The sequence below is a fragment of the Pseudonocardia aurantiaca genome (genome assembly GCF_039526725.1).
Taxonomy (GTDB): Bacteria; Actinomycetota; Actinomycetes; order Mycobacteriales; family Pseudonocardiaceae; genus Pseudonocardia; species Pseudonocardia aurantiaca.
This window is the reverse complement of sequence record NZ_BAAAJG010000015.1, coordinates 45,333-70,130: the sequence shown is the minus strand read 5'-3', so window position 1 is coordinate 70,130 and position 24,798 is coordinate 45,333. Positions and strand designations below refer to the sequence as shown.

The following is a 24,798-nucleotide window of genomic DNA, read 5'->3' as shown; positions in this document are numbered from 1 at the left end:
CCGGCCAACCCCCGGCGTTACGGCGTCCGCACCACCGTCCGGACCATCGGCGCGATGTGCTGTTGCTGCACCTCGGCGATGCTCTTGGACGACGGAGCGTCGCCGCGAATCGCTTCGTGTGGAACCACCACCCAGCAAGCGCAGCCCCAGATGCATTCTCCCGCCATACCCTCGAACCGGATGGACTGCTCGCTGAGCATGACTCCGAGGTCAAGGAGCCAGGAGTGCATGAGCAGCTTGTCCTCCCAGTTCTCGACCTGGTCGTATGCGTCACGGGCCTCGAAGAACAGCTCGAGGTCTGTCTTGGCGACACCTGGGATCACGATGTTGGCGTAGGAAGTCAGCTCGTCGAAGAACTCCCCATGGGTGATGTTCAGCGTGCTGTCCTCACCCGGCAGCAGGTACGTCTGCAGGGTCTCCCGGAGCTTGTTCTCCAGAGTGTCGTTCCATATCTCACGCGGCGCGACGGCGTGCGCCTCGATGTAGTCGGTCTTGAAGCCCTCCGTCAGCCCGTCCCATTGCGGGATGTACCCGATCCACTTGCTCATCACCTCGCGCCACTTGCTCTTCGGCTCACCGGGCAGCACTTCGACCCCAGGGTGAGTGAATTTGGCGACCTCGAAGAGCGTCCACGCGCGATCGCCAGAGGTGTTCCGCTCGTGGGGTGCGCCGGTGAAACCGGCAGGCCGCAGGATCTTGAACAGCAGCCGCCCGGAGTCCTGCACGATGAACCGCGTGAACGAGTCGTCGATGAACTTGCGAGTGACTCCCCTGCGCAGCGCGTCACGGATCGTCGGCTGCCCGGTCTTGGTGTAGGTGCCCAACCGCTGCCAGGAGTGTTCCATCGGAATAGCGAAGAACCCTCCGGTGAAGGGGTTCTTGTACAGATCACCCCAGACCGCCATGACGCCCTGGTTCTTGTTGTCGTCGAGCATGCAGTCCAGCTCGTTGATCGTCGGGAACAGCGCAGCCTTGCCGCCGGCCCGCTCTTCATCTCCCGAGAACGGCATTGTCGCGACACCAACGACGGGGATGCGACGGCCGAGCTTGACGTTTGACAGGTGCCGGACAAGATCGACGATCATCCCGCTGCCGGTGCCACCGGCCAGGGAGAAGAAGACCAGTACGATCGACGGCAACCTGGTGGCGTTGATGCTCTCGACGAACTTGTCGAGTTCCTTCTCCAGTAGTCGTTCGCCACCATAGTAGTAGTGCCCGTAGATGCCCTTGGCGACGGCCCGCTGGAAGCTGTCCCCGGCCTTGGGCAGTTCGAGGTCGGCGGGCAGCCACGGCTCGTAATTGGGGTTCCAGTAGTAGCGCGGGTACTCCATCTTCAGGAACTCCCGCCACCGGTTCAGGCTGGTTTGCAGTTCGGCGCGCTCGGGCACGTCCAGCGCCACTGTCCGGACCTGCGCCCGGTCCTGCGGAATACCCCGTTCGGCCAGCCGGCCGTTGAGCCCGTTCGCGTACTCCCGGAGCTCGTGCATATCCTGGTCACCGATGTCGATGGCGAGGCCGGTGAATCGTGCCCGCGGGTCCTCGAGCATGTCCTCGATCTCGCCGGTACGCAGCATCGCCTCGACCATGTACGCACCGGTTCTTCCGACGCCGATGGCATGGATGCAGTGCGGCGACTGGCTCCCGGTCGCGCTGTGGTACATGGACATACCCATGGCGGGTTTCCTTCCTATGTCACAAATCCAAGATCCTTCAGCACCGTGGCGGCGGTCGTTGGTCGTTCGTCGGCGATGTAGGTCCGGTAATGGTCGACGACGTCGCCGTAGTCGCGCGTCATGCGGCCCTCCTCGAGCAGCCGCACGGCCTTCTCCAGATTGGCCCGGGTGAGCTTGGCCTTCCACAGTCGGTGCGAAACGTAGATGTAGTTGTCATCCGCGCCGGTCACCTTCAGCGTGTGCGCGCCGGGCATCGACGGGAGCTCGGCGCCGTTCTCATATCGCTTGACGACATCAGCCCAGTCCAGCGGCATCAGCGACCCTCCTCGGTCACTCAACAAGTCTCAGGTAGCGGTCGTCGGCACGGTGGAGACGGGCGCGGCCAATTGCTCTCCACGAATCGCGGCATGCGGGACGACAACCCAGCACGCGCAACCCCAGATGCATTCCCCGCCCATACCGTCGAACCGGATGGACGGCTCGCACAGCATGACGCCGAGGTCAACCAGCCAGGAATGCTTGAGCAGCTTCTCTTCCCATTCGAGAGTGTCGTACTTGTCCCGGGCCGGGACGAACTGCGTCAGATCCAGCTTGGATGCTCGTGGCACAACTATCGAAGCCATCGGGGCATCCTCGGTATCGAACGTCAGGACGTTCGGTCCAAGGGGGGTGTCGGCGACCTCCGCGATGCGGCCGGCAAGTGCCTCTGCGACCTTCGAGGTGTCCTTCTTGGGCGCGAAGACGCGGGCCTCGGCGTACTCGGTGTGGAAGCCCTTGTTGAGATCAAACGTCGCCACCGAGTCGGCGTCGGCGAGCTTGCGGACACCGAGCAGGTTCAGCCACCGGTCACTCTGCTGCCCACGGATCGCCGGATGCCACTGGTCGCCTGGTACCGCTAACCAGTTCAGCGCCTTGAGGGTCTCGTAGAGGTGCACAGAGTCGTCGCGGGCGAGGAAGGTCGCGACGCCCTCGTCGAGATAGCGGTGGGTGGCGGCAAGGTCACCGGTCATCCGGTACACGTCGTTCTGCGGCACTGCGAAGAAGCCTCCGGTGAAGGGGTTCTTGTACAGGTCGCCCCAGACCGCCATGACGCCGTTGTTCTTCTCCGCGTCGATCATGCAGTCGAGCTCGTTGATGGCGGGGAAGAACGAACCGTCGAAGAGCTCATCGGGATCGCCCTCGCTCGGGAGCACGCCGAGACCGACGACCCACGGCCGCCGCCCCAGTTTGATGGTGGACAGGTGCCGGGCGAGCTCGACGACGACGCCGCTGCCGACCCCGCCGGCGAGCCCGAACGCGATGACCACGATGGGGGTGGTCGCGCTCGCGTCCACGCTCTCTGCGAAGGCATCGAGCTCGCGGGTGATCTCACGGTTCTGGTAGTACTCGGCCCCATAGATCGCCTTGGCCACGGCGCGGGAAAAATGCTCGCCAGGTCCGGGGATCTTGACGTCCGACGGCAGCCAGGGTTCGTAGTTCGGGTTCCAGTAGTACCGCGGGTACTCCATCTTGAGGAACTCGCGGTAGCGGTTGAGCGCGGTGGTGAGCTCCTGCGGGGTCGGAGCCGGCATTTCAACTGTCCGAACCTGCGCCCGGTCCGCTGGTAGGCCCGTGGCAGCATCTCGGACCTTGGCGAGGTCGGCGTCGTGGCCGATGTCAACTGCGAGCGCCGTGAACCGGGAGGATTCGCCGGCGAGGAAGCCAGGCGGCCGGTTGTTGAGTAGGGCCGTGATGATGCCCGCGCCCGCTCCACCAAGCCCGACGACGTGCAGGGAGAACGGCCCCTCGTGCTCGCCCGCCCGGTGAACCCCTTCGTTCTGCAGCGCATCGACGCGGGCCGTGCTGGACTCGGCGCCGTGGTCGTGGCCGTGGCCGTGGTCGGTCGTCATGGGTATTTGCCCTTCGAACTGGTTGCGTCGCGGTCATCTGACTGCCGCTCGACAGCTGGGGCGAACAGCAGACGTTGGGGATCTCCATCACCCCCGAGCACCAGAGCCTTGGCCTGGGCGGCGCCGAGCAGCGGGGGCTCCGCGAGATGCTCTAGCCGGACGTCTTCAGGCGGGCCACCGGGACCCTGACCAGGGCTGACGAACTCGTCGTAGCACGGCTGGTCCCGGGCCGGGATGAGCGCGGGGTTGATGGTCGCCCCGCAGGCCTGCATCCCGCCCTTGATCGCGTAGACGTAAAAGCCGGTTAACCCGCCCATTGGTCGCCCGCAGAAGGTGCCTTCCCCTCACAGCAGGAGAAAGCACAGGCCGCGAAGAAACCCTCCCAGCGCGGTCTAGATGTGTCAATAGGCCCGACTGACGTCGACGGCGGCGAGACTCTCAGACCTGCCCAGAGGCACGCGACCCCGCTGTCCGAGGGCATGATCCGCTGGGCCGCGATCAACACCATGACCCGACGACTCGACCGCGGAGGCCCCGCCGCCCGACAGCAGCGGCGGACCCTTCACCGCCACAAGTTGATCTTCTCAAACACGCTCTTTAGATTTCGGTGGTCGCCTCGACTCTGCCGTCCTTCACGTCGGCTTGGAACGCAGCGTAGTCGCGTTCATTCTGGTCGGCGTAGGTTTCGGCGAAGTCGGCGATCGCGTGGTCGAACTTGTTGGAGCCGCCGAGGTAGGCGGCCAGAGCGATGCGGTCGCCGGACCGGGCGTGTGCCCGAGCGAGGGTCCATCCGCACATGTGCGCGTAGACCTTCAGGCCAGATGGAATCATCGTTTCGATCGGCACGGAGAATTTCCAGTCCTTCAGCTGGCGAACGTAAAAGTCGCGATCTATCCCGTTTGGGTCGACCACGTGGGTCCAGCCGAGGAGAATGTCGCTTTCGGCCTGCATCAGACGCTGCCCCACGACGACCCGCTCGCCCTGGTTGTTGTACTGGCTGTGCCCGCAGAAAGCTGCCAGCACCGATGGCTGGGCCTCCTTGGCCTGCATGAACAACGGTTCGGTGCCGTCTTCGGCACCCATGAGCGCGATCCACGCGCGGGTGCCGACGCTGCCGACCCCGACCACCTTGCGGGCCACCTGGACCAGCGTGAAGTACTCGAGCAGGTGCTTGCGGTCGGACTGCAGAGTGCGCCGATATGTGTCCAGCACCGAGCGCACCATCTCATTGACCTTCCCGGCCTGCACATCGGCGAAGATCTCTTCGATCGGCTCGATCAGCGGGGGGTTGCTGATGATCCGCCGCTGCCCGTCGACCAGGGTCGTGAGTTTGCTCAGCGCCTGCATGCTGTCCCGGGTATGTGCCTTGGCCACCATCTTCTCGGTGCGCTTGGCACCTTTCTTCGTCAGCTGCGACTTCACCTCGCTTAGGGTGGCCGTTACGTCCACGTGCGCATACCACACGTCCAGGAAATGCTGCTCCGCGAACGCCCGCATCGCAGTCCGGTATGCCTCGACCGCCGAGAGCACAATCGCGCGGCAGTCCTTCCTGCTGAACTGGTTGTCCCGGCCCGCCACGGCCAGGCTTGCCGCTAGCCGTTTGACATCCCATTCGAACGGCCCGGGCAACGTCTCGTCGAAGTCATTGACATCGAAGACAAGTCGTCGCTCCGGCGAGGCGAACGCCCCGAAATTGGACAGATGCGCGTCGCCGCACAACTGCACCCGTAGCCCCGACGTTGGCGTTCCGGCCAGATCAGCCGCCATTGGCAGTGCCGCCCCACGGAAGAACGTGAACGGCGACACCAGCATCCGCCCGTGGCGGACCGGTACCAGCTCCGGCACCCGGCTCTTTGCCTGCTCCAGCAGGAGGCCAACCGGGTCCCGCGATCCGTCCGGCGTGAACTCCGCGTGCGACTCCAGCGGGGCCGAGGCCCTGGCATCCTTTCCCAGGGCCGCCCGATCTGCGCGGGTCAACTGCTCCGCGTTCCGGGCCCGCACCTGGCCCTTGCCGGACGCTCGAACGTCACTCTTCACGGCCATGGCCACCCTTTCCGTTGCTCGTTCTGATGCCAGCGGGGCCATGACCCGTCACGGGACGTAACCAGGAAACCCCTACCGGCCACGGGTTCAGGGGCGCGGCTGGGAGCCGGGGCGCCAGCTCACGCCGAGCGTGCCCTGCGCCGCGGACACCCCGCTGCGGCCGCCGCCGCGGCCTCGCAAGATGTAGGCGATGCCCACAGCGACGACCGCGCCCGCCACCGGCCCGACCAGGTACGCCCACCACGACGTCCAGTCGCCGAGCAGCAGGGCGGGTCCGAGCGAGCGGGCCGGGTTCATCGACGCGCCGCTGACCGGAGCCCCCCACAGTCCGGCCAGGGCGATGTAGCTGTCCACGCCGATGGCGGCAAGCGGCCCGATTTGCTGGGCACCCGAGGCCGTTCCCAGGATCACGCTCACCAGGCCGGTGGTCAGGACAAGTTCCCAGAGCATCGCCGTTGTGGTCGAAATGCCGGCACCGGGCAGGGTCAGGCCCGCGCTGCCTTGCCTCCCTATCAGCGCCCACAGCACCATCGTCGCGAGGATGGCGCCGACCAACTGGGCCACGATGTATGCGGGCAGCCGCTTCCACGGGAAGTCGCCACGCAGCGCGAAGGCAATACTCGCCGCTGGGTTCAGATGCGCGCCGGAGACGGTGCCCATGAACAGGATGATGGCCGCCACCATCAGCGCCGGCGCCACCACGCGCGCGCCGGACGGGACCGCGTCGCCGCCGAAGCGGGCGTTGACCATGCCGCCGCCGACGGCGACAAGGACCAGGAAGAAGGTGCCCAGCAGCTCGGAGAACAGGCGCCGTCCCTCGTAGTGGTCGTTCCAGAAGTCGAACTGGCTGGCCACCGAATTCGGCTGCCCGATTGATCGCAGAGCGACCTCGTGCCGCTCGGCATCCTGCTGATCGAGCTCCGATTGCCTGACTAGGTCATCTGGTTGGCTGGTCATCTCGCACCCTTCGCCGGCTTCGCTTGACGTGGACACCTGCAGGCGTGCGGGCGCTGGCGCGCCGGTGGTACCTAGAGCAACATCACAGAATCGCCTCGGAGCATTGCATTATGGTCCCTCGAGACGCGGAGGTCCACGTCCAGATCTGGCTGATCAAGTGATCATCGTGCTAGCCGCAGGCGGTCAACGAGGACAAATCCGGAGCAGCTAGCGATTCTGCGTTGGAAATCTTCGCAACATATTTCAATAGGACTGGAGGGTGTCTTCCGCAGTCTTCGTTCGGCGGGGATTCTACGAACGGATGTCGGCCTGGGCACCCGGCCGGGGCCTCATCCCGGAACCCCGGCGCTGACTGGGGTGGACAGGACCAGGTCCAGCCCGATCGTGCACTGTTGCCCGCGGGTCGGCGTGGCAGCGGAATCACCCGCTTCAGACGAGGCACGCCGAGCCTCGCCGCCTAGATTTGTATTGGTGACGCGTGTGGATATGACGGCGCCTGAGTTTCGGAAGCTCTTTGACGCGGTCTCGAACTGGGGCCGCTGGGACGACCGGGGGCGAGGGGCTCTGCACCATCTCACCGCTGCTCGCGCCGTCGCCGCCGCAAGGCTCGTTCGCAGTGGAGCGACGATCACGCTCAGCCGGCCCCTCACGACCGAGCCGCGAAACGATGTGCCGGAACCTGCCGACCACCACATGACGATGCTGCCCAACGTCGACATCGGGTCCGGGTCGGTGCGGTTCGCCAAGGACTACATCGGCGTCGACTACCACAATGAGGGGCACAGCCACATCGACGCCTTCTGTCATGTCGCGTTCGATGGTTCGTTCTTCGACGGGACGCCGGTGGGGTCGGTGACCGCTCAGGGCGCCCAGGCCGGCGCGATCGATGCCCTTGAGAACGGACTGGTCGGTAGGGGTGTGCTGCTCGACGTCCCACGGGCACGCGGCGTGCGCTGGATCGAGCCGGGCGACCACGTCTTCCGCGAGGACCTCGAGGCAGCGGAGCGCCAGCAGGGCGTACGGGTGGGACCCGGCGACATCCTCCTTGTCCGCACCGGCCACGCTCGCCGGCTCACCGAACTCGGACCCTGGGACACCCGCGAGGCGAAGGCAGGCTTACACCCAACCGCGGCCCTGTTCCTGGCGGAGCGCCGGATCGCCGCACTCGGGTCGGACGGCAACAACGACACCGCCCCGAGCACCACCGAGGGCATCGGCTTCCCGATTCACGTCCTGGCGATCAACGCGATGGGTGTCCACCTGCTCGACTATCTCCAGTTCGAGGACGTCGTGCCGCATTCCGAAGCGACCGGACGCTGGGAGTTCTGCTTCATCGCTGCTCCGCTGCGGATCATCGGCGGGACGGGTTCGCCGCTCAATCCGATCGCGATTTTCTGAGCTCAGCGCAGCTGGGTGGAGTGGACGCGAGCGCCAGGCCGGCGAGCACGCCGGCGATCATGCCGCGGACCAGCAGCACCCGCATCATCGTGGCCGACCAGGTCAGTGGCAGGGGAACCCGAGAAGGTGGCGGCCGTCGTGCAGGAACTCGTGAATCAAGCTTCCAGAGAACAACGACGTCGCGCCCTGATCCATGCCGACCAGATACAGAAGGGCGAGCAGGACCACCCCCGCGAACACCGCCCAGGGCAGGATCTCCCGCAGCGGAATCGGCGACGCGAGCGGGCGAGTGGCGGGAACTGCAGATGACACAGCCACGTCGACCTCCGGTTGGTCAGACACGAGACGAGCCCGGCGGACTACCTCATACCTGAAGAGGTGTTCAGAGGACCCGTCAGTCTGCATCCCGGGCGGTACCACCGTCAAGGCGTTGCCGGCTGACGTCTCGACGACGAGCCCGTGCCTGACCTGCTGCGTTACCACCAGCGACTGGCTGCACAACTGTCGAGCTGTTCAGATATCCATCTCACTGCGTCCCGCAGAGTTTCCGATAGTAGACGATCCTGTCGTATGGGAACTAGCATTGGCTGGTGCGCCCTCAGTTCCTCGATCTTCCGCAACGTCCGCAGAAGCCGCGAACGAGCGGGCTCACCCACGTGCTGGACAAGGGCGTCGATCCCGCCACCGCGCGGGCGGTGCTCGCCGCGGGCGGTGAGTTCGTCGACATCTGGAAGATCGGCTGGGGTACCGCCTACATCGACAAGGCACTGCCGGAGAAGCTGGATCTCCTGGCCGCGTACGACGTCAGCGCCTGCCTCGGCGGCACGCTGCTCGAACTGGCCTGGCTGCAGGGCAGGTCCGTGGAGTGTCTGGACTGGGCCAGCGCCCTCGGCTGCCCGTGCGTCGAGGTCTCCCGCGGCATCGCGGAGATGTCGCCGGCCGAGAAGCACCGGCTGATCGCGACCGCGGCGGAGCGGTTCATCGTCTACGCCGAGGTCGGGTCCAAACGCGCGGACGCCCACGCCGATCCGCAGGAGTGGGCCGACGAGGCTGCGGCCGACTTGGCCGCCGGTGCCGCGATGATCATCGCCGAGGGCCGGGAGAGCGGCACCGTCGGGATCTACCACCCATCCGGCGAGGTGCGCCGCGACATCATCGACGCGCTGGTGTCGACGGTCGGCCTCGGCTCGGTGCTGTTCGAGGCCCCGCGCAAGTCTCAGCAGGCCTGGTTCGTGCGCAACCTGGGCAGCAACGTCAACCTCGGCAACGTCGCGCTCGACGAAGTGGTCGCGGTCGAGACGCTGCGGCTGGGGCTGCGCGCTGACACGATCTCCGTCGCACACGTCCCGGCCTAATGCTCGCGCGGCTGACCGGACCGAACATCGTCCCCGCGGCGTATCGGGGTGTTTCGGTTGCGCGCACCTCCAGTGACCTGGACGCCGAGGGGCTACGCGCGCACCTCGTCGGCCGGGAGGCGTACCGGCGGACCCGGTTCATCGTGGTCCACAGCCCCGGCGGCACGTCGCTGCTGCACGTCGCGAAGCGCTCCAACGCGGAGCTGTTCAGCCCGATCACCGAGGTCGAACTGCTGGCCGGGATCGACGACTGCGAGTTCGTGCGCGAGCCGGAGGCCGACACCGCGGTCCCGTCCGCGCTCGCCGAGGTCGCGGGACGCCGAGCGCCCGGGGCGCGGGCCGTCGTGGTGGAGGGCCGGTACGAGCACGTCAGCTTCATCGTCGACCCGCGGCCGCTCCGGATCCGGGTCCGCGAGGTCGTCCCGCCGCTGCCCGCCAAGCTGCACGACCAGGCGAGCCGAGTGCTCGCCACCGCCGAGGAGCTGCCGCCGATCTCGCTGGTCCCCGAGCTGGTCCAGCTCACTGACCTGGCCGCAACGCACCCGGCACCGCACTACCTGCTTCCGTGCCGCGGTTCCGGGGCCAGCATCTCCGGCGCGACCACGTCCTACCTGGACGAACGGCCCGCCGACCAGGCATGGACCCTCATCGGCTGCGCCCGGTCCGAGCAGATCCACCACTGGTTCTACGGCCGGGACGTGACGCGAGCCGATCTGTGCCCGCTTCGCACCGCCCGGCTCGACGACGGCAGCGAGGCCGGCCTGCTGACCAAATGCTGCCTGCGCGAGGACGGTGCAGAACGCGGCGACGGGTGGATCTCGGTGCCGTGGGGCTCGACCCTGGACCAGGTCCGGCAGGCCCTCGCCGAGCTGGCTACGCAGCGGGAGCCGTCGTGGGCGCGCGTCTGAGCGACTCGCCGCTGTACGCGCACCTGTGGGGCACCGACGAGCTGCGCGCGATCTTCGACGAGCGGAGTCGACTTGAGTCATGGCTGGACATCCTCGCTGCGCTGGCGCGCTGCCAGGCCGGACTGGGCATCATCCCGACGGCCGCGGCGACCGAGATCACCCAGCGAGCCCGGGTGGACGCGCTGGACCTCGACCTGGTTGCGGCGCAGACCCGGGCGACCGGCCACTCGACGCTCGGGCTGATCAACGGCCTGCAGCGGATCCTCGGCGAGCAGGCCCGCGAGTACGTCTACTACGGCGCGACGGTCCAGGACCTGACCGACACCTGGTTCGGGCTGGTGATGCGGGAGGTCTCGCGGATCGTCGCCCGCGACACCGCGGCGATCGAGCGGGCGCTGCTGGACCTCGCGGCACGGCATCGGGACACCCGGATGGCCGGCCGCACGCACGGCCAGCCCGGCGCGCCGACCACCTTCGGGCTCAAGGCCGCGTCCTGGGCCGACGAGATCCACCGGCACCGGGAGCGCCTGCGCCACGGCGGGCCGCGGTGGGCGGTCGGCCAGCTGGCCGGGGCGGTCGGCACGCTGGCGTTCTTCGGTGCCGACGGGCCGCGGCTGCGCGCCGCGCTGTGCGCCGAGCTGGGGCTGGCCGACCCCGGCATCTCCTGGCTCACGGCCCGGGACCGGATCGCCGAGTTCGGCCACCTGCTGGCGATGATCTGCGCGACGCTGGCCCGGATCGGCGCCGAGGTCTACGAGCTGCAGCGCCCGGAGATCGGCGAGCTGCGCGAGCCCGCCACCCCGGGCGCGGTCAGCAGCATCACCATGCCGCAGAAGCGCAACCCCGAGCTGGCCGAGCACCTGGACACGCTGGCTCGGCTGGCTCGCTCCTCGGCGACGGTGCTGCTGGAGGGCATGGTCGGCCAGCACGAGCGGGACGGGCGCAGCTGGAAGGCCGAATGGATCGCGCTTCCCGAGGTGTGCCTGCTCACCGGCGCCGCGCTGCAGTCCGCCCGCACGATCGTCACCGGGCTCGAGGTCGACCCCGCCGCGATGCTGCGCAACCTGCCGGACGAGCAGCTCGTCGAGCAGGTGCTCGCCGGGCTCTCGGCACAGCTGGGCAAGCACCGGGCCCAACAGCTGCTGCACGAGGTGCTGCGGGAGTCCCCGGCGACCGGCGAGAGCCTGCAGGCCCGGCTGGTCGAGTTGGGCGTGGCCGACGCGGCCCAGGTGAAGGCCTGGCTGGACCGCGACCCGGTGCACGTCGCCGGGCTGATGATCGACCACGTCGTCGCCCGGGGCACCTCATGACCGGCCCGCCCCGGTTCCCGCTCGCCGTGCTTCCCACGCCGCTGGTGCCGGCGCCCCGGCTCGCGACCGGGAGCCCGGTCCTGATCAAGCGCGACGACCTGACCGGGTTCGGCACGACCGGCAACAAGGCCCGCGCCATGGAGTTCCTGCTCGGCGCGGCGCTGCGGGACGGCTGCGACGTGCTCGTCGCCGGCGGCAGCTCCGGCTCCAACTTCCTGCAGGCCGTGGCACTCGCCGCGGCCTGCGGCGGGCTGGGCTGCGAGCTCGTCATCGCCGGTGAGCAGGACTCGGCGAACCTGCGGATCGCCTGCGGGGCCGGCGCACAGCTGCACCCGCTCGGGCACGGCGACCGCGCGCAGCTCGACGACGCGGTCCGCCGGCTGTCCGACGAGCTGGCCGCGGCCGGCCGGCGGCCGTACCCGATGCCGCGCGGCGGCTCCACGCCAACTGGCGCGATCGGGTTCGCCACCGCGGCAGGCGAGCTGCACCGCCAGCTCGCCGAGCGCGACGCCGACCCACGACTTGTCGTGATCGCCGTCGGCTCGGGTGGCAGCTGCGCCGGGCTGCTGGCCGGCGCCTCGGACTGGCCGGCCCACCGGCGGATTCTCGGCGTGTCGGTCAGCCGCCCGCTCTGCGAGATCACGCCGATCCTGCACCGGCTGGCCACCGCCTGCGCCGACGAGCTCGGCCTGCCGCAGCCCGACATGGGGAGACTCGAGCTCCTCGATGCGATCGGCCCCGGCTTCGGGCTGCCCGAACGTGCCGATCTGGTCGCGGCGTCGACCGCTCTGACCGCGGAAGGGCTGCTGTTGGACGACACGTATACCGCCAAGTCGATGGCCGCCCTGCTGGCCCGGGCGGGCTCTGCTCGAAGTCGGCTCGGGGCGCCGGCCGTCTACTGGCACACCGGCGGCCTGGCCTCGGCGATCGGCCGGACGCGGTGACCCGCCGGCGCGAGGGTGGCCCACCGACGAGCGGACCGGCCGCCGAGCTCGTCGAGTCCGGGTTCGCCCTGGAGAACGCCGACGCGCCGGTGCTGCACGCCGGGATGAACCTGGCCGACATCGCGCACGTCCTGGACCTCGGACGCCGCGGGCTGATTCCGGCCCACGCGCAGCGCGAGCTGCTGCGACTGCTGGTCGAGGTCTCCGAGCTGCCCGCCGAGAAGTTCCCCTACGACGCGGCGTACGGCGAGCCGTACAACTCCCGGGAGCACTACTTCGTCTCCCGGCTCGGCGACGTCGGCGGCTGGCTGCACGCCGGGCGCCCGCGGCGCGAGGCCGCGCGAATAGCGCTGCGGCTGCACCTGCGCCGCCAGCTGGTCGAGCTCGTCACGGAGACCGTCCGATTCTGCCGCGTGGTCGCCGATCAGGCGTCGGCCAACGACCGGACCCTGATGCCGGACCAGACCTACCTGCAGCAGGCCCAGCCGTCGACGTTCGGGCACTACCTGCTGTCGTTCGTCTATTCGACGGTCCGCGACGCGCGGCGGCTGCTCGACGAGCTGGAATGGGTGGACTGCAGCCCGGGAGGCGCGGGCTGCGTCAACGGAACGCGGCTGCAGGACGACCGCAGGTTCGTCGCCGACGCGCTGGGCTTCGACGGGCTGATCCAGCACACCCGCGACGCGATGTGGCAGGTCGACGGGCTGATCCACATCCTGGCGATCGCAGCCAGCCTGCTCACCAACTTCACCAAGCTGGCCGAGGACCTGGAGATCTGGTCCAGCGCGGAGTTCGACTTCGTCAACCTCGCCGACCCGTACACCCGGGCGAGCATCCTGATGCCGCAGAAGCGCAACCCGTACGCGCTGTCGATCGTGCGCGGCGCCTCCGGGATCATGATCGGACGGCTGACCGGGTTCCTCGCGGTGACCAAGAGCCCGTCCGCCCGCAGCGACAACCTGATCTTCGCCTACGGCGAGGTGCCGCGCGCGCTCGACCTGTCGATCCGGATCACCCGCCTGATGACCGGGGTGGTTGGCACGCTCGCCGTGAACCCCGACCGGATGGTGGAGGAGCTTCGCCGCGGCTACACCCAGGCGACCGACCTGGCCGAGTACCTCGTCCAGACATGCACGGTGGACTATCGCACCGCCTATGTCGTGGTCGGCAACGCGGTGCGGGCGGCCAGCCGGGCCGGCGTCCCCGGGGTCGAGATCACCGGGGCGATGCTGGACGCGGCTGCGGTGGCCCACACGGGCCGATCGTGGGGCCTCGCCGGGCGGGACTTGTCGGCGGTGCTCGACCCGTGGCAGATCGTGCAGTCGCGCACCGCGCAGGGGGGCGCCGCCCCGCAGGCACTGACGGACATGATCAGCCAGATCGGGCCGGTGTTGGACAAGATCGACGCGGACGCGGCACGGGCCGCCGCCCGGTTCGACCGCGCCGAGAACGAGCTGATGCGCGCCGCCCGCGCGGTGATCGATGCTCCGGCGGACGAGCAGCCGTGACCGGCCGTGTCGCGATGGCGGTCGCCGCGCTGCAGGTCGGTGTCGGCGCGGCCGAGGTGCTTCGGGTAGCCGCCCGTGGCGACATCCTGGCCACGTTCCCGGCGGCGGCGTACGTGCGGCTGGACAGCGGGGTGATCTGCCTGACCGGGCCCGCGGTCGACGCCGGGCCGGTCCACGTTCGCTGCCGCGAGCTGCCGGCCGCGGTGCCGGGCGAGCCGGTTGACCGTCATGGCGCGCAGCTCGTCGCCCAGGGCTGGACCCTCGACCTGCAGGCCCCGACCTACCGGGCGACGCTCCCGCCCGTCGCGGATCTCCATGCAGGCGCGACGTTGCTGCTGGACGCCGTTGCCGACCTCCCACCCGCCTCGCTGCTCACCGGCGACGTCCCCGCCGTCTGGCCCGACCATGCCGGAGTGCTCGCTCGTGGCGACCTCGGCATCGCCGCCGCGGTGCTCGGCGGCCGCGGCAGCGGTCTGACCCCGGCAGGCGACGACGTCCTCGCAGGTTTGCTCCTCATCGCGGCGGCGTTCGGCGTCGCTTCACCTGCTGAGCGCGAGCATGCGGCCGCGCAGGCGCGCACCAACGACATCGCCGCGAGCTTCCTGCGCTGGGCAGCCCGCGGCCAGTGCATCGCGCCGGTCCACGACCTGCTCGCCACGGCCGCGGCCGGCGACCGCGCGGCCACCCGCCGCGCGGCGGCCCGGCTGCGCGCGATCGGGGCGAGCTCCGGCGCCGACCTCGCATACGGCCTCGCCCTCGGCCTGCGCCACCTACCACGGCTAGGAGCGCCCTGAACAACTCGGCCCTACTGCGCGACGCTCGCTACGGGCGGAGTCGTTCAGGACCCTCCTAGGTCTTCCGTGACACGCCGTCGACGTTTAGTATAGTAAATTGCCGTAATTGATACTACACGGCGTTACTTGCTTCGGTTTGACACGAGGAGGTGCTCGTGCCGAGGACGGTCATCATCGGTGGCGGGGCGGCCGGTATCGGCGCCGCCGGCGGGGTGAAGGCCGTCGACAAGAACAACGAGGTGATCGTCTATACCGAGTTCGAGGACGTCGCCTACAGCCCGTGCGGCATCCCGTACGTACACGGCAAGGAGATCGACGACTTCCAGTCGCTGTTCCTGGCCGAGAAGGAGGCCTACGTCCGGGCCGGGATCGACATCCGCTACGAGACCCGGGTGAACGGGATCGACATCCACGACAAGGTCGTGCACGTCGAACGCGAGGGCACCGTGAGGTGGGACCGGCTGGTTCTCGCCACCGGGTTCGACTACGCCGACCCGGACGTGCCGGGCAGCGACCTGGACGGCCTGTACTACGTCAAGAACATCCGCCGCGCGATGGAGTGGGACAAGATCCTCGACACGGTCAAGCACGCCGTGGTCGTGCATGCCACCCCGCTGGGCGTGGAGATGGTCACGGCCCTGGCCCACCGCGGCATCGAGACCCATCTGATCGACCCCAACCCGTGGGCGCTCGCCGACGTCGCCGATCCCGACATCATGGCTCCGGTCGAGGAGTCCTGGCGCGAGATGGGCGCGACGCTGCACTTCAACACCGACCTCAAGGCCTTCCTCGGCGAGGGCCGGATCCGCGCCGTGCAGACCTCGGAGGGCGAGCTACCCGCCGACGTCGCGGTGATCGCCACGCACAAAGTCCCCAACAACGCCCTTGCCGCCGAGGCCGGGCTCGAACTCGGCTCGACCGGCGGCGTCGTCGTGGACCAGACGATGGCGACCTCGACGCCGGGGGTGTACGCCGCTGGCGACGTCGCCGAGCTGCCGCACGGGGTCAGCGGAATCGGCCTGCAAGGCCTGACCGGCAGCCACGCGTACGCCCAGGGGAAGGTCGCCGGGACGAACGCCGGCGGCGGCACGAAGAACTACCAACCGGTCTATATCCCGTGGGCCACCCCGGCAGGCAAGTGGATCATCGGCGGCGCTTCGTTCGGCGAGACGACGGCGACCGCACTGGGTATCCCGCACGTCGTGGGGCAGGCACAGGGGATCTCCCGGGCCCGCTACTTCCCGGGGGTCAAGCCGGTGAAGGTCAAGCTGATCGCCGAGCCGAAGTCGTTGAAACTGATCGGGGCGCAGATGGTCGGCGGCGAGGGAATCAAGGAGCGTGCCGACTTCCTGGCCACCGCGATCAAGTTCGGACTGACGATGCGCGACCTGGCCTCGATGGAGAACGTCTACTCCCCCGCGATCGGCGCGCTGAACGAGCCGATCGTGCTGGCGGCCACCAACGGTGTGGAAACCCACGGGACGGGCTGAGATGGCCTTCGCGCGGTGGCTGCGGACGAACTCCGAGCACTACCTGATGGTCTCCGCACAGGCCCGGGTCGCGCGGAAGCACGAGGGCGCCAACCGCCCGCGCACGGCGCACGGCCCGCGCGAGTGGTTCTGGCGGGGGCTCTTCGCGCCGATCTACCGGCTGCTGCCCTGGGCGCTTCGGCGCCGGATCATGGCGATGATGCCGGGCAGCCATCGCCGCTCCTGGCCGCCGCCCCCACGACCTACCCGCCCCGCGGTCTGACCCCGGCCGCGCAGGCCGGACGGGCTTCAAACCCTCCACTGAGGACAACATCAGAAGAGAAACCAGCGAGGTGAGCATCGATGCCGAAGACAATCACCACAGAGCTGCCCGCCGAAGGCGAGCGTCTGTTCGACGCAGAGGAGAAGATCTTCGAGGACATCAAGGCCACTCCTGGCGAGAAGGCCTTCGTCTTCATGCACACCGTGCCCTACGAGGGTTCGGTGGGCCTGGTCAACCTCCTGACGGCGACCCGGCTGATTCGCAAGGGCTTCGACGTATCGATCGTCCTGTACGGCCCCGGCGTGCTGATGGCGTCCGGGACCCGCGGTTACCCCGGCGTCGGCGACGAGGCCTTCCCCGGCCACCTGGCGATCAACAACCAGCTCAAGACGATCCTGAAGGAAGGCGGCCACGTCTACGCCTGTCGGTTCGCGATGGGTGCGCTGTACGGGTTCCGCGAGGACGACCTGATCCCGGGTGTGAAGGCGTTCAACCCGCTGGACGTGCTGGACGCCGCGCTCGCCGCGTGGCGGGCAGGCGCCTTCCAGCTCAACACCTGGACGGTCTGAAGCTGCGGCTCGTGGACGGCTGCCACTGCCACCGCAGTTGTCAGCCGTTCACAAGCCCCAGAGCCGGCGATGCTCGTGCGCCGCGCGGTCCCAGGTGAACCTGGGCAACAGGTCGCGGGCGGCCGACCGGAGCGACGCACGCAGCCCGGCGTCGGCCGCGACCCGCTCCAGCGCGCAGGCCAGGGCGACGTGGTCCCCGGCGGCCGGCAGCAACGCGGTCACGCCATCGGTGAGGTACTCGCGGAACACCGGCAGGTCGCTGGCGACGACGGGCAGGTCAGCACACATCGCCTCCAGCACCGCCATCCCCCAGCCCTCCTTGATCGACGGGAAGGCCAGGGCGTCGGCGGAGCGGTACCAGCCGTGCAGCTCGTCGTCGGAGACCGGGCCAAGGATGTGCACGTCGTCGCCCAGCCGCAGGCCGAGCTCGTCCAGCTCGGCGACCGCGGTGTCGCGGTAGGCGGTGTAGTCCTGGAACGACTCACCGCCGACCACGACCAGCACCGGCGACGGATCCATCCGCTCGCGCAGCCGCCCGAGGGCCCGGAACAGGTGCACCGAGCCTTTGCGCGGCTCGACGCCGCCGACCGACAGCAGCAGGAACCGGTCCGTTGCGCCGACGGTGTCCCGCAGCCGGGCGCGGCGCGCGGGATCGATCGGTCCGAACCGGGCCGGGTCGACGCCGTTGTGGATCACGGTCGCGTCCACGCGAAAGTCCGAGCGCAGGATGGAGCGCCATTGCTCGCTCACGACGACCAGCCCGTCCGGCTCGACGATCGCCTGATGTTGGCAGTTGATCAGGGCCGGCGTCGTGAAGTCGTCGACGTGGTGCACGGTGCGCAGCACGGTGATCGGCGCGCCGGCGTCACGCACTCGGGCCGCGGCGCGGCAGGAGATGCAGTCCTGGGTGTGCACGATGCGAAACCGCCGCGCGTTCTCGTCCAGCCAGTCCGCCATCGCGTCGATCGCGGCGAAGACCCGTTCCTCCAGCGTCTCGCCCCCCTGCGGGGCAGAGACGATCGTGTGCGGCACGTCGACCGGACGGAAGAACCCCTTCCCCGGATCACCGAGCGCAACGACGTGGACGCCGCAGCCCTGCCGGTGCAACGCCTGCGCCAGCGACAGCGTGTGCACGACCCCGCCGCGGGGCTTGGTCGAGTACGTCGTAAGGGCGACCCCGGGCTGCGGCCCCATTCCGCTCCCTCTATCACTCATCATGGATACTGCGTAAACTATAGTAGAAATACGAGGTTGCGGAGGTGGATATGGAGCGCAGGCGGGACGAGCAGCCGAACCTCGCATTCGCCCGCGTCCGCTGGCGCGCCGCCGAGGAGCGGATCTACCCGCTGGCGATGACCGACACCGACGCCTACATGGACGTTGTCGAGGCGGTCGGACGTGTGCTGGCCGCGCTGCGCACCCGATGCACCAGCGAGGCCGAGTTACTGCAGGCCGAGGCCGACGACGACGTGCTCGAGCTGGTCGGGACGGGATCCCGCGGGCCGCTGGCCGCCGACCGCACCAGCGTCGTCTCGGCGGCGTGCATGTTGCGCAGCGTCGAGCTCAAGGTCGGCAACTGAGGTTCGAACAGCGCTAGTGGTTCGAACAGCGCTGGCGGTTCCCACAGACGAGACGAGGTGGGCTGGACGTGACCAAGGCATTGGAGGAGCCACGCCGCGGCGCGGTTGACGGCGGCGCGCTGCCGCCCGGTGCGCTCGGCACGTTGGTGGCCGAGCTGCAGAGCGTCGGCTTGCGGGTCGAGGTTCCGATCGAGACCCGCCGCGGCGGCGCCGGCCCGTCGGACTCCGGGATGCTGTGGATCGACGGCGTGCCGGTCACCGTCCCGACCGAGGGCGCGCGGGCCGCCGAGTCGCCATATGTGCTGCGCGCCGAGGACGACTCGGACGGCATCTACCGCGACGGCGTCCGGCTGGCCACCGCGTCGCGCACCAAGCGCCCCCGCTACTACGACCTCCAGACCGCAGACGGCGTCCCCTACTGGAAGATCGCGCTGCTGCACCTGGACTCCCTGGCCAGCACCGTCGTGCAGACCTGCGCGTACTGGGGCAACGCCGACCAGTGCAAGTTCTGCGGCATCGAGGTCTCGTTGGCCTCCGGCCGCACGATCGTCCGCAAGACGCCGCAGCAGCTCGCCGAGGTCGCCGTTGCCGCCAAGGAGTTGGACAGCGCGGTCGACGCCACGCTGACCACCGGTAGTTCCAATGCCCCGGACCGCGGCGCCCGCTACGTCGCGCGCTGCGGCAACGCGATCAAAGAGGCGGCCGCGCTCCCGGTCGAGGTGCAGTTCGAGCCGCCGCGCGATCTGTCGGTGCTGGACGAGGTGCGCGACCTGGGCATCGACGCGGTCGGAATCCACGTCGAGACGTTCGACCCGGCGGTACTGGCGCACGTCGCGCCCGCAAAGGCGCGCACAGGCATCGACTACTACTTCCGCACATGGGAACGCGCCGTCGAGGTATTCGGGCGGGGCAAGGTGTCGACCTACGTCATCCTCGGCATGGGCGAGGACCCGGACCTGATCGTGCGCGGCTGCCGGCGGGCGATCGACATCGGCGTCTACCCGTTCGTGGTGCCGCTGCGCCCGGTCGCGGGCAGTCTGTTGGAGGATGCCGCGCCGCCCACCGGGGAGTACGCGGAGCGGATCTACCGCCGCGTCGTGCCGTACCTGGTCGCACGCGGGCTGGACGCGCGGGGCGCCGGCGCGGGCTGTGCCCGGTGCCAGGCCTGCTCGGCGATGAACCTGTTCAAGACACTGCAGATCGGCTCCCGGCCGCCGGACGCGGAGGGCACAGCATGAGATCGCAGCTGGCACTGGACATCGCGCACACCAGCATCCGGATCGCGGAATCCGACCTGGAGCTGGCCGAGCACCACCGGATCCGGCACGAGGTGTTCGTGCAGGAGCAGTGCATCTTTCCCGGCACCGACCTGGACGCCCGCGACGGGCAGCCAGGCGTGCTGCGGGTGCTCGGCTGCTACCGGGCGATTCCGGCCGGATCGGTGCGGTTGTACGAGCTCGACCCGGCCATCGGGCTGTGGCAGGGCGACCGGCTCGGGGTCCGGCCCGAGTTCCGCACGCACAACGTCGGCGCGCTGCTGGTCCGGTTCGCGGTCGCGACGGCGGGCGCTCGCGGCGGGTCGGAGATGGTCGCGCACATCCAGCCGCCGAACCTCCAGTTCTTCGAGCGCCTTGGCTGGCTGCGCGACGGCCCGGAGGAGAGCTACTGCGGGCACCCCCACGTTCCGGTGCGAATTTCCCTCTGAGGCTCCGACCACAAGGAGAGCCGATGGCGCCGACAGAAAAAGTTCGAGGCCAGGTAATCGACGCGCACAGCCATATCGGCGAGATGGAGGCGTGGAAGTTCTACAACCTCAGGGAACCGGTCAAGCCGACCGTCTACGAGTTCGCGAGCCCGAACGACTACATCAAGCACATGGACGGCGTCGGCGTCGAACGCGGACTCGTGCTGCCCAACTACGGCATCCCGGTCCAGGCGCAGCCGTTCTCGTTGAACGAGCTCGTGCTGGACGCCGTGCAGCACAGCGACCGGCTGGTCGGCGGGCTATGGGTGTCGTTCCTGCCGGTGAACGAGGAGCGCACGCTCCAGACGCTGAAACTGCTCGGCGAGCCCGGCATCGTCGCACTGAAGACGACGTTCCTGCTGGGCGGCAACCCCGACCCGAACACCTGGGACGAGGAGACCGAGCGGATCGCCGACGCGTGTTTCGACGCCGTCGAGCGCCACGACCTGGTGTTTCACTTCCACACCAGCGCGGGCGGCAACTCCGACATCAACAACTTCGTGCCGCTCATCGAGAAGTACGGCAAGCGCGTGAAGATCCACCTGGTGCACTTCGGCGGCGGGGTGAGCGGGCACATCAAGCTCGTCCCGCAGTTCCTGGACTGGGTGGAGCAGGGCTACAAGCTGTACTGCGACACAAGTTGGACGATCGGTTTCGGGCCGCGCTGGCTGATGACCGAGATCGAGCGGCGGGGTGTCGGCGCAGACCGGGTGCTGTTCGCCTCCGACGAGCCGTGGAGCGATTTCTGGGGGGAGTACTGGAAGATCTGGGGCGCCCCGGCGAGCGACGAACTCAAGGACCGGATCATGCACCGGAACTTCGAGGAGCTGTATCGGTCCTGAATCAGACCGCCACGAGTTGACCGGCACGCAACTCGAATCGGTAGGTCGGCGAGCACCCCAGGCTGGGCGAGAGCAGCAGGCTCAGCTCTGTCCGCCGGGCGGGAGTGTCACCGACGGTCAGCAGGCAGACCGCCCCGCGGCCGGTGAGCGGGTACCAGAACCACCCGCCCCGCTCCCCGACCAGCTCTCGGTCGACGTGCACCCACGCGCCGTCCACCTGCTCCTCGACGGTCAGGCGCACGCTCGCCGTCGGAATCGCGTCCTCGTCGGGCTCCCGGGTCGCGGTCACGGCCACCCGGAAGTCCCCCAGCCTCGCCTCGGCCATCTCACGCTCGTCGCCGCCGGCGACGACGGCCGACACCGGCTGCTGCGCGGTCCCGGCCTCCTCCGCGCGGCCGACTTCCCCCGCGAGCACGGACACCGTCGCCGCAGCAGCCACCAGTAGCCAAGCCAACACGCTGACCTTCACGGCGCACCCCCATGTGCCCTCGACCACCCGCCCCACGGGTGAGGTCGATAAGAACAGGACGCGCGAACCGCCAGGGGGTTGCGCCTAGGCCAGAGGGGATCCTCACTGCTGGGACTCGTCGTGGAAGGCCTGCTCGGCCCAGCTGGCAAAGGGGGTCCAGCCGATGTCGGGCAGCCGGCGACGCAGGGCCGCGAGGTTGACCTGACACGTAGGAACTCCCACATCGCCCGCATGTCAGCGCTGGTCCGATCGCGCTGATCGGGACCTCCTCGTGGCGGACCTCCCGGCCCACAGCGACAGTCAGCGCAGCCGCGGCAACCGCGACCACATCACGACCGGGATTTGGCCCTCCTTGGCCGGCGCCCGAACGGCTGTAATGCCCCGTTCACAGCTTCGACATCTTCTGTCCGGCGCGACGACAGGACGGTCCCGTATCGGGTCTGGAGGACATAGATCGAGAGTCGTCGACGCCACCAGGATTGAAGCCTCAGTCGGCTTCCTGGAGGTGCCATGGACGCAGGAACTCCTGCCTTGTCGGTCGATGGCCTCGGCAAGCAGTACGGGCGTCAACGGGTCCTCGAGAGCGTCTCGTTCAGCCTCCGCCGGGGCGAGGTGGCAGCGCTCCTCGGGGAGAACGGCGCCGGCAAATCCACCATGGCCAAGGTCCTCGCCGGAGCCATCTCCCCTGATCACGGCACTGTCGCCGTGGACGGGCGGCCGGTGACCTTCGCCAGTCCGCGATCGGCGCTCCTGCAGGGCATCTCCTTCATGCCCCAGGAGCTCATCTACGTTCCGCGCCTGACCGTGGCGGAGAACATCTGCCTGGGCCGGCTGCCGGGCCGGCTGGGGTCGACGAGTCCTCGCGCGATCCGGCGCCGGGCCCAGGACGAGGCCCAGACCTTCGACCTGGACCTGCCGCTGGACCGGTCGATGGACTCCCTCCCTCTCGCACAACAACAGCAGGTCGAGATCCTCAAGGCGCTGGCGCGGCGCTCCCGCATCCTGTTACTCGACGAGCCGACGGCCGCGCTGTCCTCACGCGACAGCGACCAGCTGCTGCAGCTCACGACGACACTCGCCGCCCGAGGCGTGGCGGTGCTCTACATCAGCCATCGGCTCGACGAGGTCTTCCGGGTCTGCGACACCGCGCACGTGTTGCGCAACGGGCGGCTCGTGTCGTCGTCACCGGTCCGCGACACCTCGCCCCGCGAGGTGATCGAGCACATGCTCGGCCGACCACCGGAGGAGATCGACTTCTCGAGCGAGGCACGACCCCAAAGCCGGCCCGTCCTTGAGCTCACCGGCTGGCATCGCGACCGGATCCCGGCCCTGCGGGACGTGTCTCTGGTCGTCGGCGAAGGAGAGATCGTCGGCCTGTACGGGGTCCGCGGTTCCGGCGCGGAGACGATCGCCGAGACGCTCGGTGGCCTGCACGCCGACGTCACCGGGGGCACCGTGGTCTCCGGACGTCCCCTGCGGCACCTCTCCACGCCGCTGGCAGCGCACCGCGCCGGCATCTCCTACGTCCCGGCCGATCGCAAGTCCCAGGGGCTGGTGGCCATCCTGCCCATCGTCCAGTCCCTGTCACTGGCGGTCCTGCGGTCCTTGACCCGGCTCGGCGTCGTCCGGCGACGACGGGAAGCAGCTGCCGCGGCGGGTCTCGCCGAGCAGGTGCAGCTTCGGGCCCGCAGCCTCACCCAGCCGGTGGGCGAGCTCTCTGGCGGCAACCAGCAGAAGGTGCTGGTCGGCAGCCGGTTGGCGGCCAAGCCGAAGGTACTCGTCCTCCAGGAGCCGACCCGGGGCGTGGACGTCGGTGCGCGCCTGGAGCTGCATCGCCTGCTGCGGGCGCTGGCCGACGAGGGCACCGGCCAGCTGCTCGTCACCTCCGACGTCGAGGAGGCCGTCGGCCTGAGCGACCGGCTACTGGTCGTCCGGGACGGCCGGATCGTGCACGAGATCACCCACCCCACCCATGCGTCCCAGCCCGAAGCGCTGCAGGCAGCAGGAGGTCCCGAATGAAGACCACGACCGGCGCACCGGTCGGCGACCCGGCTGTGGGCGCCCCCGGCGCGGGCCCTTCCCCACGCAGGCGGCTCGGGCTCAGCGAGGGCGCTCTGCAGACGCTGTTGCTGTTCGGCTTCCTCGTCCTGGTCGCCGCGTATTTCACCTCGCGGGACCCGGACTTCCTGACGTCGCGGAACGCGGTGAACATCCTCGTCAACGCCAGCGTCATCGGCATCGTGTCCCTCGGCCAGTTGTTCGCCCTCGTCTCGGGCGGCTTCGACCTGTCGGTGGGCGGCATCGTGCCGCTCGGCGGCGTCGGCTTCGCGCTGCTGGTGAACGCCGACTACGGCGTCCTCCCTGCTGTGGTGCTGGTCCTCGCCGCGGGCGGTGTCTGGGGGGTGGTCAACGGCCTGCTTATCGCCAAGGCCCGGATCAACCCGCTCATCGCGACGCTGGGCACGTTGTCGGTGACGGGCGGGCTCGCGCTCACCCTCGCCGACGGGGTGCAGGTCCCGTTCGTCGACGTCGCAGACGGCGTCCTCACCCGACGGCAGCTGTTCGACGTCAACAACCACGTGTGGATCTTCCTGGGCCTCGCCGTGGTCGTCTTCCTGGTCCTGCGCTACACCAGCTACGGCCGCCAGCTCTACGCCGTCGGCGGGAACAAGCAGGCCGCGCGGCTGGCCGGGATCCGGGTGGATGGCGTGACGGTGATCGTCTACGTCGTGTCCGGTGCCCTCGCCGCACTCGCCGGGGCGGTCCTGGCGAGCCAGCTGCTCACCGGGTCCGGTACGGCCGGGACCAACAGCGGGCTGCAGTCGATCACTGCGGTGATCTTGGGCGGCGCGGCGCTGTCCGGGGGCGTCGGCGGGGTCCCCGGCACTGTCATCGGCGTGCTCATCCTCGGTGCCCTGGCCAACGGTATGGCCATCCTCAGCGTCCCATCCTTCTACCAGACGATGGCCACCGGAGCCGTGCTCCTCGTCGCCGTTGGCATCAGCCAGTTCCGCAGCTCACGCCGCGCGGCGTCCTGACCGCTCGCGAGTACCGAGACCTCGT

25 protein-coding genes are annotated in these 24,798 nt (G+C 69.1%); 16 read left to right on the top strand and 9 right to left on the bottom strand.

The genetic code is table 11. The features are described 5' to 3' along the window. Positions 1-17 precede the first annotated feature (17 nt). The 6 genes from ABD143_RS22460 to ABD143_RS22435 form a co-directional block, all read right to left on the bottom strand. Positions 18-1,673, bottom strand: a complete 1,656-nt coding sequence (locus ABD143_RS22460; protein ID WP_343981752.1) for an FtsZ/tubulin family protein — start codon at positions 1,671-1,673, stop codon at positions 18-20. 14 nt (positions 1,674-1,687) lie between these two features. Beyond that, positions 1,688-1,987: a hypothetical protein gene (locus ABD143_RS22455; RefSeq protein WP_343981749.1), complete on the bottom strand. Its 300-nt coding sequence runs from the start codon at positions 1,985-1,987 to the stop codon at positions 1,688-1,690. A 30-nt stretch (positions 1,988-2,017) separates the two neighbouring features. Continuing rightward, complete coding sequence (locus ABD143_RS22450) at positions 2,018-3,562, bottom strand: hypothetical protein (protein WP_343981746.1); 1,545 nt, start codon at positions 3,560-3,562, stop codon at positions 2,018-2,020. Next, complete coding sequence (locus ABD143_RS22445; RefSeq protein ID WP_343981743.1) at positions 3,559-3,879, bottom strand: hypothetical protein; 321 nt, start codon at positions 3,877-3,879, stop codon at positions 3,559-3,561. Before ABD143_RS22445 ends, ABD143_RS22450 begins: the two co-directional genes overlap by 4 nt. Before the next feature lie 280 nt (positions 3,880-4,159). Further along, on the bottom strand, positions 4,160-5,605 hold the full coding sequence (locus ABD143_RS22440) for a DUF2252 domain-containing protein (protein WP_343982825.1): 1,446 nt from the start codon (positions 5,603-5,605) through the stop codon (positions 4,160-4,162). A gap of 87 nt (positions 5,606-5,692) precedes the next feature. Further along, complete coding sequence (locus ABD143_RS22435) at positions 5,693-6,562, bottom strand: MIP/aquaporin family protein (protein WP_343981740.1); 870 nt, start codon at positions 6,560-6,562, stop codon at positions 5,693-5,695. A 408-nt stretch (positions 6,563-6,970) separates the two neighbouring features. Here ABD143_RS22435 and ABD143_RS22430 point away from each other — a divergent pair, with 408 nt between their 5' ends. Next, a complete protein-coding gene (locus ABD143_RS22430) occupies positions 6,971-7,960 on the top strand; it encodes a cyclase family protein (RefSeq protein WP_343981737.1) in 990 nt (329 codons plus the stop codon). Positions 7,961-8,062: 102 nt separating this feature from the next. Here ABD143_RS22430 and ABD143_RS22425 read toward each other — a convergent pair whose 3' ends face one another. After that, positions 8,063-8,272, bottom strand: a complete 210-nt coding sequence (locus ABD143_RS22425; protein ID WP_343982823.1) for a CbtB domain-containing protein — start codon at positions 8,270-8,272, stop codon at positions 8,063-8,065. Positions 8,273-8,550: 278 nt separating this feature from the next. Between ABD143_RS22425 and ABD143_RS22420 the strand changes: the two genes are divergently transcribed. The 9 genes from ABD143_RS22420 (at position 8,551) to ABD143_RS22380 (ending at position 17,100) form a co-directional block, all read left to right on the top strand. Beyond that, a complete protein-coding gene (locus ABD143_RS22420; RefSeq protein WP_343981734.1) occupies positions 8,551-9,315 on the top strand; it encodes a phosphosulfolactate synthase in 765 nt (254 codons plus the stop codon). Next, complete coding sequence (locus tag ABD143_RS22415) at positions 9,315-10,223, top strand: XcbA family protein (protein ID WP_343981732.1); 909 nt, start codon at positions 9,315-9,317, stop codon at positions 10,221-10,223. Before ABD143_RS22420 ends, ABD143_RS22415 begins: the two co-directional genes overlap by 1 nt. Then, positions 10,208-11,533, top strand: coding sequence for a class-II fumarase/aspartase family protein (locus ABD143_RS22410; protein WP_343981729.1), 1,326 nt, complete (start codon positions 10,208-10,210; stop codon positions 11,531-11,533). Before ABD143_RS22415 ends, ABD143_RS22410 begins: the two co-directional genes overlap by 16 nt. Next, positions 11,530-12,477, top strand: coding sequence for a 1-aminocyclopropane-1-carboxylate deaminase/D-cysteine desulfhydrase (locus tag ABD143_RS22405; RefSeq protein ID WP_343981727.1), 948 nt, complete (start codon positions 11,530-11,532; stop codon positions 12,475-12,477). Before ABD143_RS22410 ends, ABD143_RS22405 begins: the two co-directional genes overlap by 4 nt. Further along, complete coding sequence (gene argH / locus ABD143_RS22400; protein WP_343981724.1) at positions 12,474-13,985, top strand: argininosuccinate lyase; 1,512 nt, start codon at positions 12,474-12,476, stop codon at positions 13,983-13,985. The genes ABD143_RS22405 and argH overlap by 4 nt, the downstream gene beginning before the upstream one ends. Continuing rightward, the gene (locus ABD143_RS22395) at positions 13,982-14,779 is read left to right on the top strand and encodes an oxamate carbamoyltransferase subunit AllH family protein (protein ID WP_343981721.1); all 798 of its coding nucleotides are present in this window, start codon (positions 13,982-13,984) and stop codon (positions 14,777-14,779) included. Before argH ends, ABD143_RS22395 begins: the two co-directional genes overlap by 4 nt. A gap of 155 nt (positions 14,780-14,934) precedes the next feature. After that, positions 14,935-16,269 (top strand): FAD-dependent oxidoreductase, encoded by a 1,335-nt coding sequence (locus tag ABD143_RS22390; protein WP_343981718.1) that lies wholly within the window; start codon positions 14,935-14,937, stop codon positions 16,267-16,269. A 1-nt stretch (position 16,270) separates the two neighbouring features. Further along, positions 16,271-16,531, top strand: coding sequence for a hypothetical protein (locus ABD143_RS22385; protein WP_343981715.1), 261 nt, complete (start codon positions 16,271-16,273; stop codon positions 16,529-16,531). Positions 16,532-16,611: 80 nt separating this feature from the next. Next, on the top strand, positions 16,612-17,100 hold the full coding sequence (locus tag ABD143_RS22380) for an MSMEG_0572/Sll0783 family nitrogen starvation response protein (protein ID WP_343981712.1): 489 nt from the start codon (positions 16,612-16,614) through the stop codon (positions 17,098-17,100). A 48-nt stretch (positions 17,101-17,148) separates the two neighbouring features. Here the strand turns inward: ABD143_RS22380 and ABD143_RS22375 are convergent, their stop codons facing one another. Next, positions 17,149-18,294 carry an MSMEG_0565 family glycosyltransferase gene (locus ABD143_RS22375; protein ID WP_343981709.1) on the bottom strand — a complete coding sequence of 382 codons (1,146 nt, stop codon included), beginning with the start codon at positions 18,292-18,294 and terminating at the stop codon, positions 17,149-17,151. Between the two features lie 65 nt (positions 18,295-18,359). On the opposite strand from ABD143_RS22375, the gene ABD143_RS22370 reads away from it, so the two are divergent. The 4 genes from ABD143_RS22370 (at position 18,360) to ABD143_RS22355 (ending at position 21,266) form a co-directional block, all read left to right on the top strand. Beyond that, on the top strand, positions 18,360-18,680 hold the full coding sequence (locus ABD143_RS22370) for a hypothetical protein (RefSeq protein WP_343981706.1): 321 nt from the start codon (positions 18,360-18,362) through the stop codon (positions 18,678-18,680). Between the two features lie 68 nt (positions 18,681-18,748). Next, entirely contained in the window at positions 18,749-19,918 is a 1,170-nt protein-coding gene (locus tag ABD143_RS22365; protein ID WP_343981703.1) for an MSMEG_0568 family radical SAM protein, read from the top strand. Next, positions 19,915-20,385: an MSMEG_0567/Sll0786 family nitrogen starvation N-acetyltransferase gene (locus ABD143_RS22360; RefSeq protein WP_343981701.1), complete on the top strand. Its 471-nt coding sequence runs from the start codon at positions 19,915-19,917 to the stop codon at positions 20,383-20,385. The genes ABD143_RS22365 and ABD143_RS22360 overlap by 4 nt, the downstream gene beginning before the upstream one ends. Positions 20,386-20,408: 23 nt before the next feature. Next, a complete protein-coding gene (locus ABD143_RS22355; protein ID WP_343981698.1) occupies positions 20,409-21,266 on the top strand; it encodes an amidohydrolase family protein in 858 nt (285 codons plus the stop codon). A 1-nt stretch (position 21,267) separates the two neighbouring features. Here the strand turns inward: ABD143_RS22355 and ABD143_RS22350 are convergent, their stop codons facing one another. Beyond that, positions 21,268-21,735 (bottom strand): hypothetical protein, encoded by a 468-nt coding sequence (locus ABD143_RS22350; protein ID WP_343981695.1) that lies wholly within the window; start codon positions 21,733-21,735, stop codon positions 21,268-21,270. 510 nt (positions 21,736-22,245) lie between these two features. Here ABD143_RS22350 and ABD143_RS22345 point away from each other — a divergent pair. Both ABD143_RS22345 and ABD143_RS22340 read left to right on the top strand, forming a co-directional pair. Continuing rightward, on the top strand, positions 22,246-23,754 hold the full coding sequence (locus ABD143_RS22345; protein WP_343981692.1) for a sugar ABC transporter ATP-binding protein: 1,509 nt from the start codon (positions 22,246-22,248) through the stop codon (positions 23,752-23,754). Next, complete coding sequence (locus tag ABD143_RS22340; RefSeq protein ID WP_343981689.1) at positions 23,751-24,773, top strand: ABC transporter permease; 1,023 nt, start codon at positions 23,751-23,753, stop codon at positions 24,771-24,773. The genes ABD143_RS22345 and ABD143_RS22340 overlap by 4 nt, the downstream gene beginning before the upstream one ends. Positions 24,774-24,798 lie beyond the last annotated feature (25 nt).

Excerpts from the sequence above, each read along its gene's own strand:
- ABD143_RS22355 (WP_343981698.1), top strand. The coding sequence starts at position 20,409 with ATGGCGCCGACAGAAAAAGTTCGAGGCCAGGTAATCGACGCGCACAGC.
- ABD143_RS22435 (WP_343981740.1), bottom strand. The coding sequence starts at position 6,562 with ATGACCAGCCAACCAGATGACCTAGTCAGGCAATCGGAGCTCGATCAG.
- ABD143_RS22360 (WP_343981701.1), top strand. The coding sequence starts at position 19,915 with ATGAGATCGCAGCTGGCACTGGACATCGCGCACACCAGCATCCGGATC.
- ABD143_RS22385 (WP_343981715.1), top strand. The coding sequence starts at position 16,271 with ATGGCCTTCGCGCGGTGGCTGCGGACGAACTCCGAGCACTACCTGATG.
- ABD143_RS22345 (WP_343981692.1), top strand. The coding sequence starts at position 22,246 with ATGGACGCAGGAACTCCTGCCTTGTCGGTCGATGGCCTCGGCAAGCAG.
- ABD143_RS22455 (WP_343981749.1), bottom strand. The coding sequence starts at position 1,987 with ATGCCGCTGGACTGGGCTGATGTCGTCAAGCGATATGAGAACGGCGCC.
- ABD143_RS22380 (WP_343981712.1), top strand. The coding sequence starts at position 16,612 with ATGCCGAAGACAATCACCACAGAGCTGCCCGCCGAAGGCGAGCGTCTG.
- ABD143_RS22415 (WP_343981732.1), top strand. The coding sequence starts at position 9,315 with ATGCTCGCGCGGCTGACCGGACCGAACATCGTCCCCGCGGCGTATCGG.
- ABD143_RS22450 (WP_343981746.1), bottom strand. The coding sequence starts at position 3,562 with ATGACGACCGACCACGGCCACGGCCACGACCACGGCGCCGAGTCCAGC.
- ABD143_RS22375 (WP_343981709.1), bottom strand. The coding sequence starts at position 18,294 with ATGGGGCCGCAGCCCGGGGTCGCCCTTACGACGTACTCGACCAAGCCC.
- ABD143_RS22340 (WP_343981689.1), top strand. The coding sequence starts at position 23,751 with ATGAAGACCACGACCGGCGCACCGGTCGGCGACCCGGCTGTGGGCGCC.
- ABD143_RS22445 (WP_343981743.1), bottom strand. The coding sequence starts at position 3,879 with ATGGGCGGGTTAACCGGCTTTTACGTCTACGCGATCAAGGGCGGGATG.
- ABD143_RS22405 (WP_343981727.1), top strand. The coding sequence starts at position 11,530 with ATGACCGGCCCGCCCCGGTTCCCGCTCGCCGTGCTTCCCACGCCGCTG.
- ABD143_RS22460 (WP_343981752.1), bottom strand. The coding sequence starts at position 1,673 with ATGGGTATGTCCATGTACCACAGCGCGACCGGGAGCCAGTCGCCGCAC.
- ABD143_RS22440 (WP_343982825.1), bottom strand. The coding sequence starts at position 5,605 with ATGGCCGTGAAGAGTGACGTTCGAGCGTCCGGCAAGGGCCAGGTGCGG.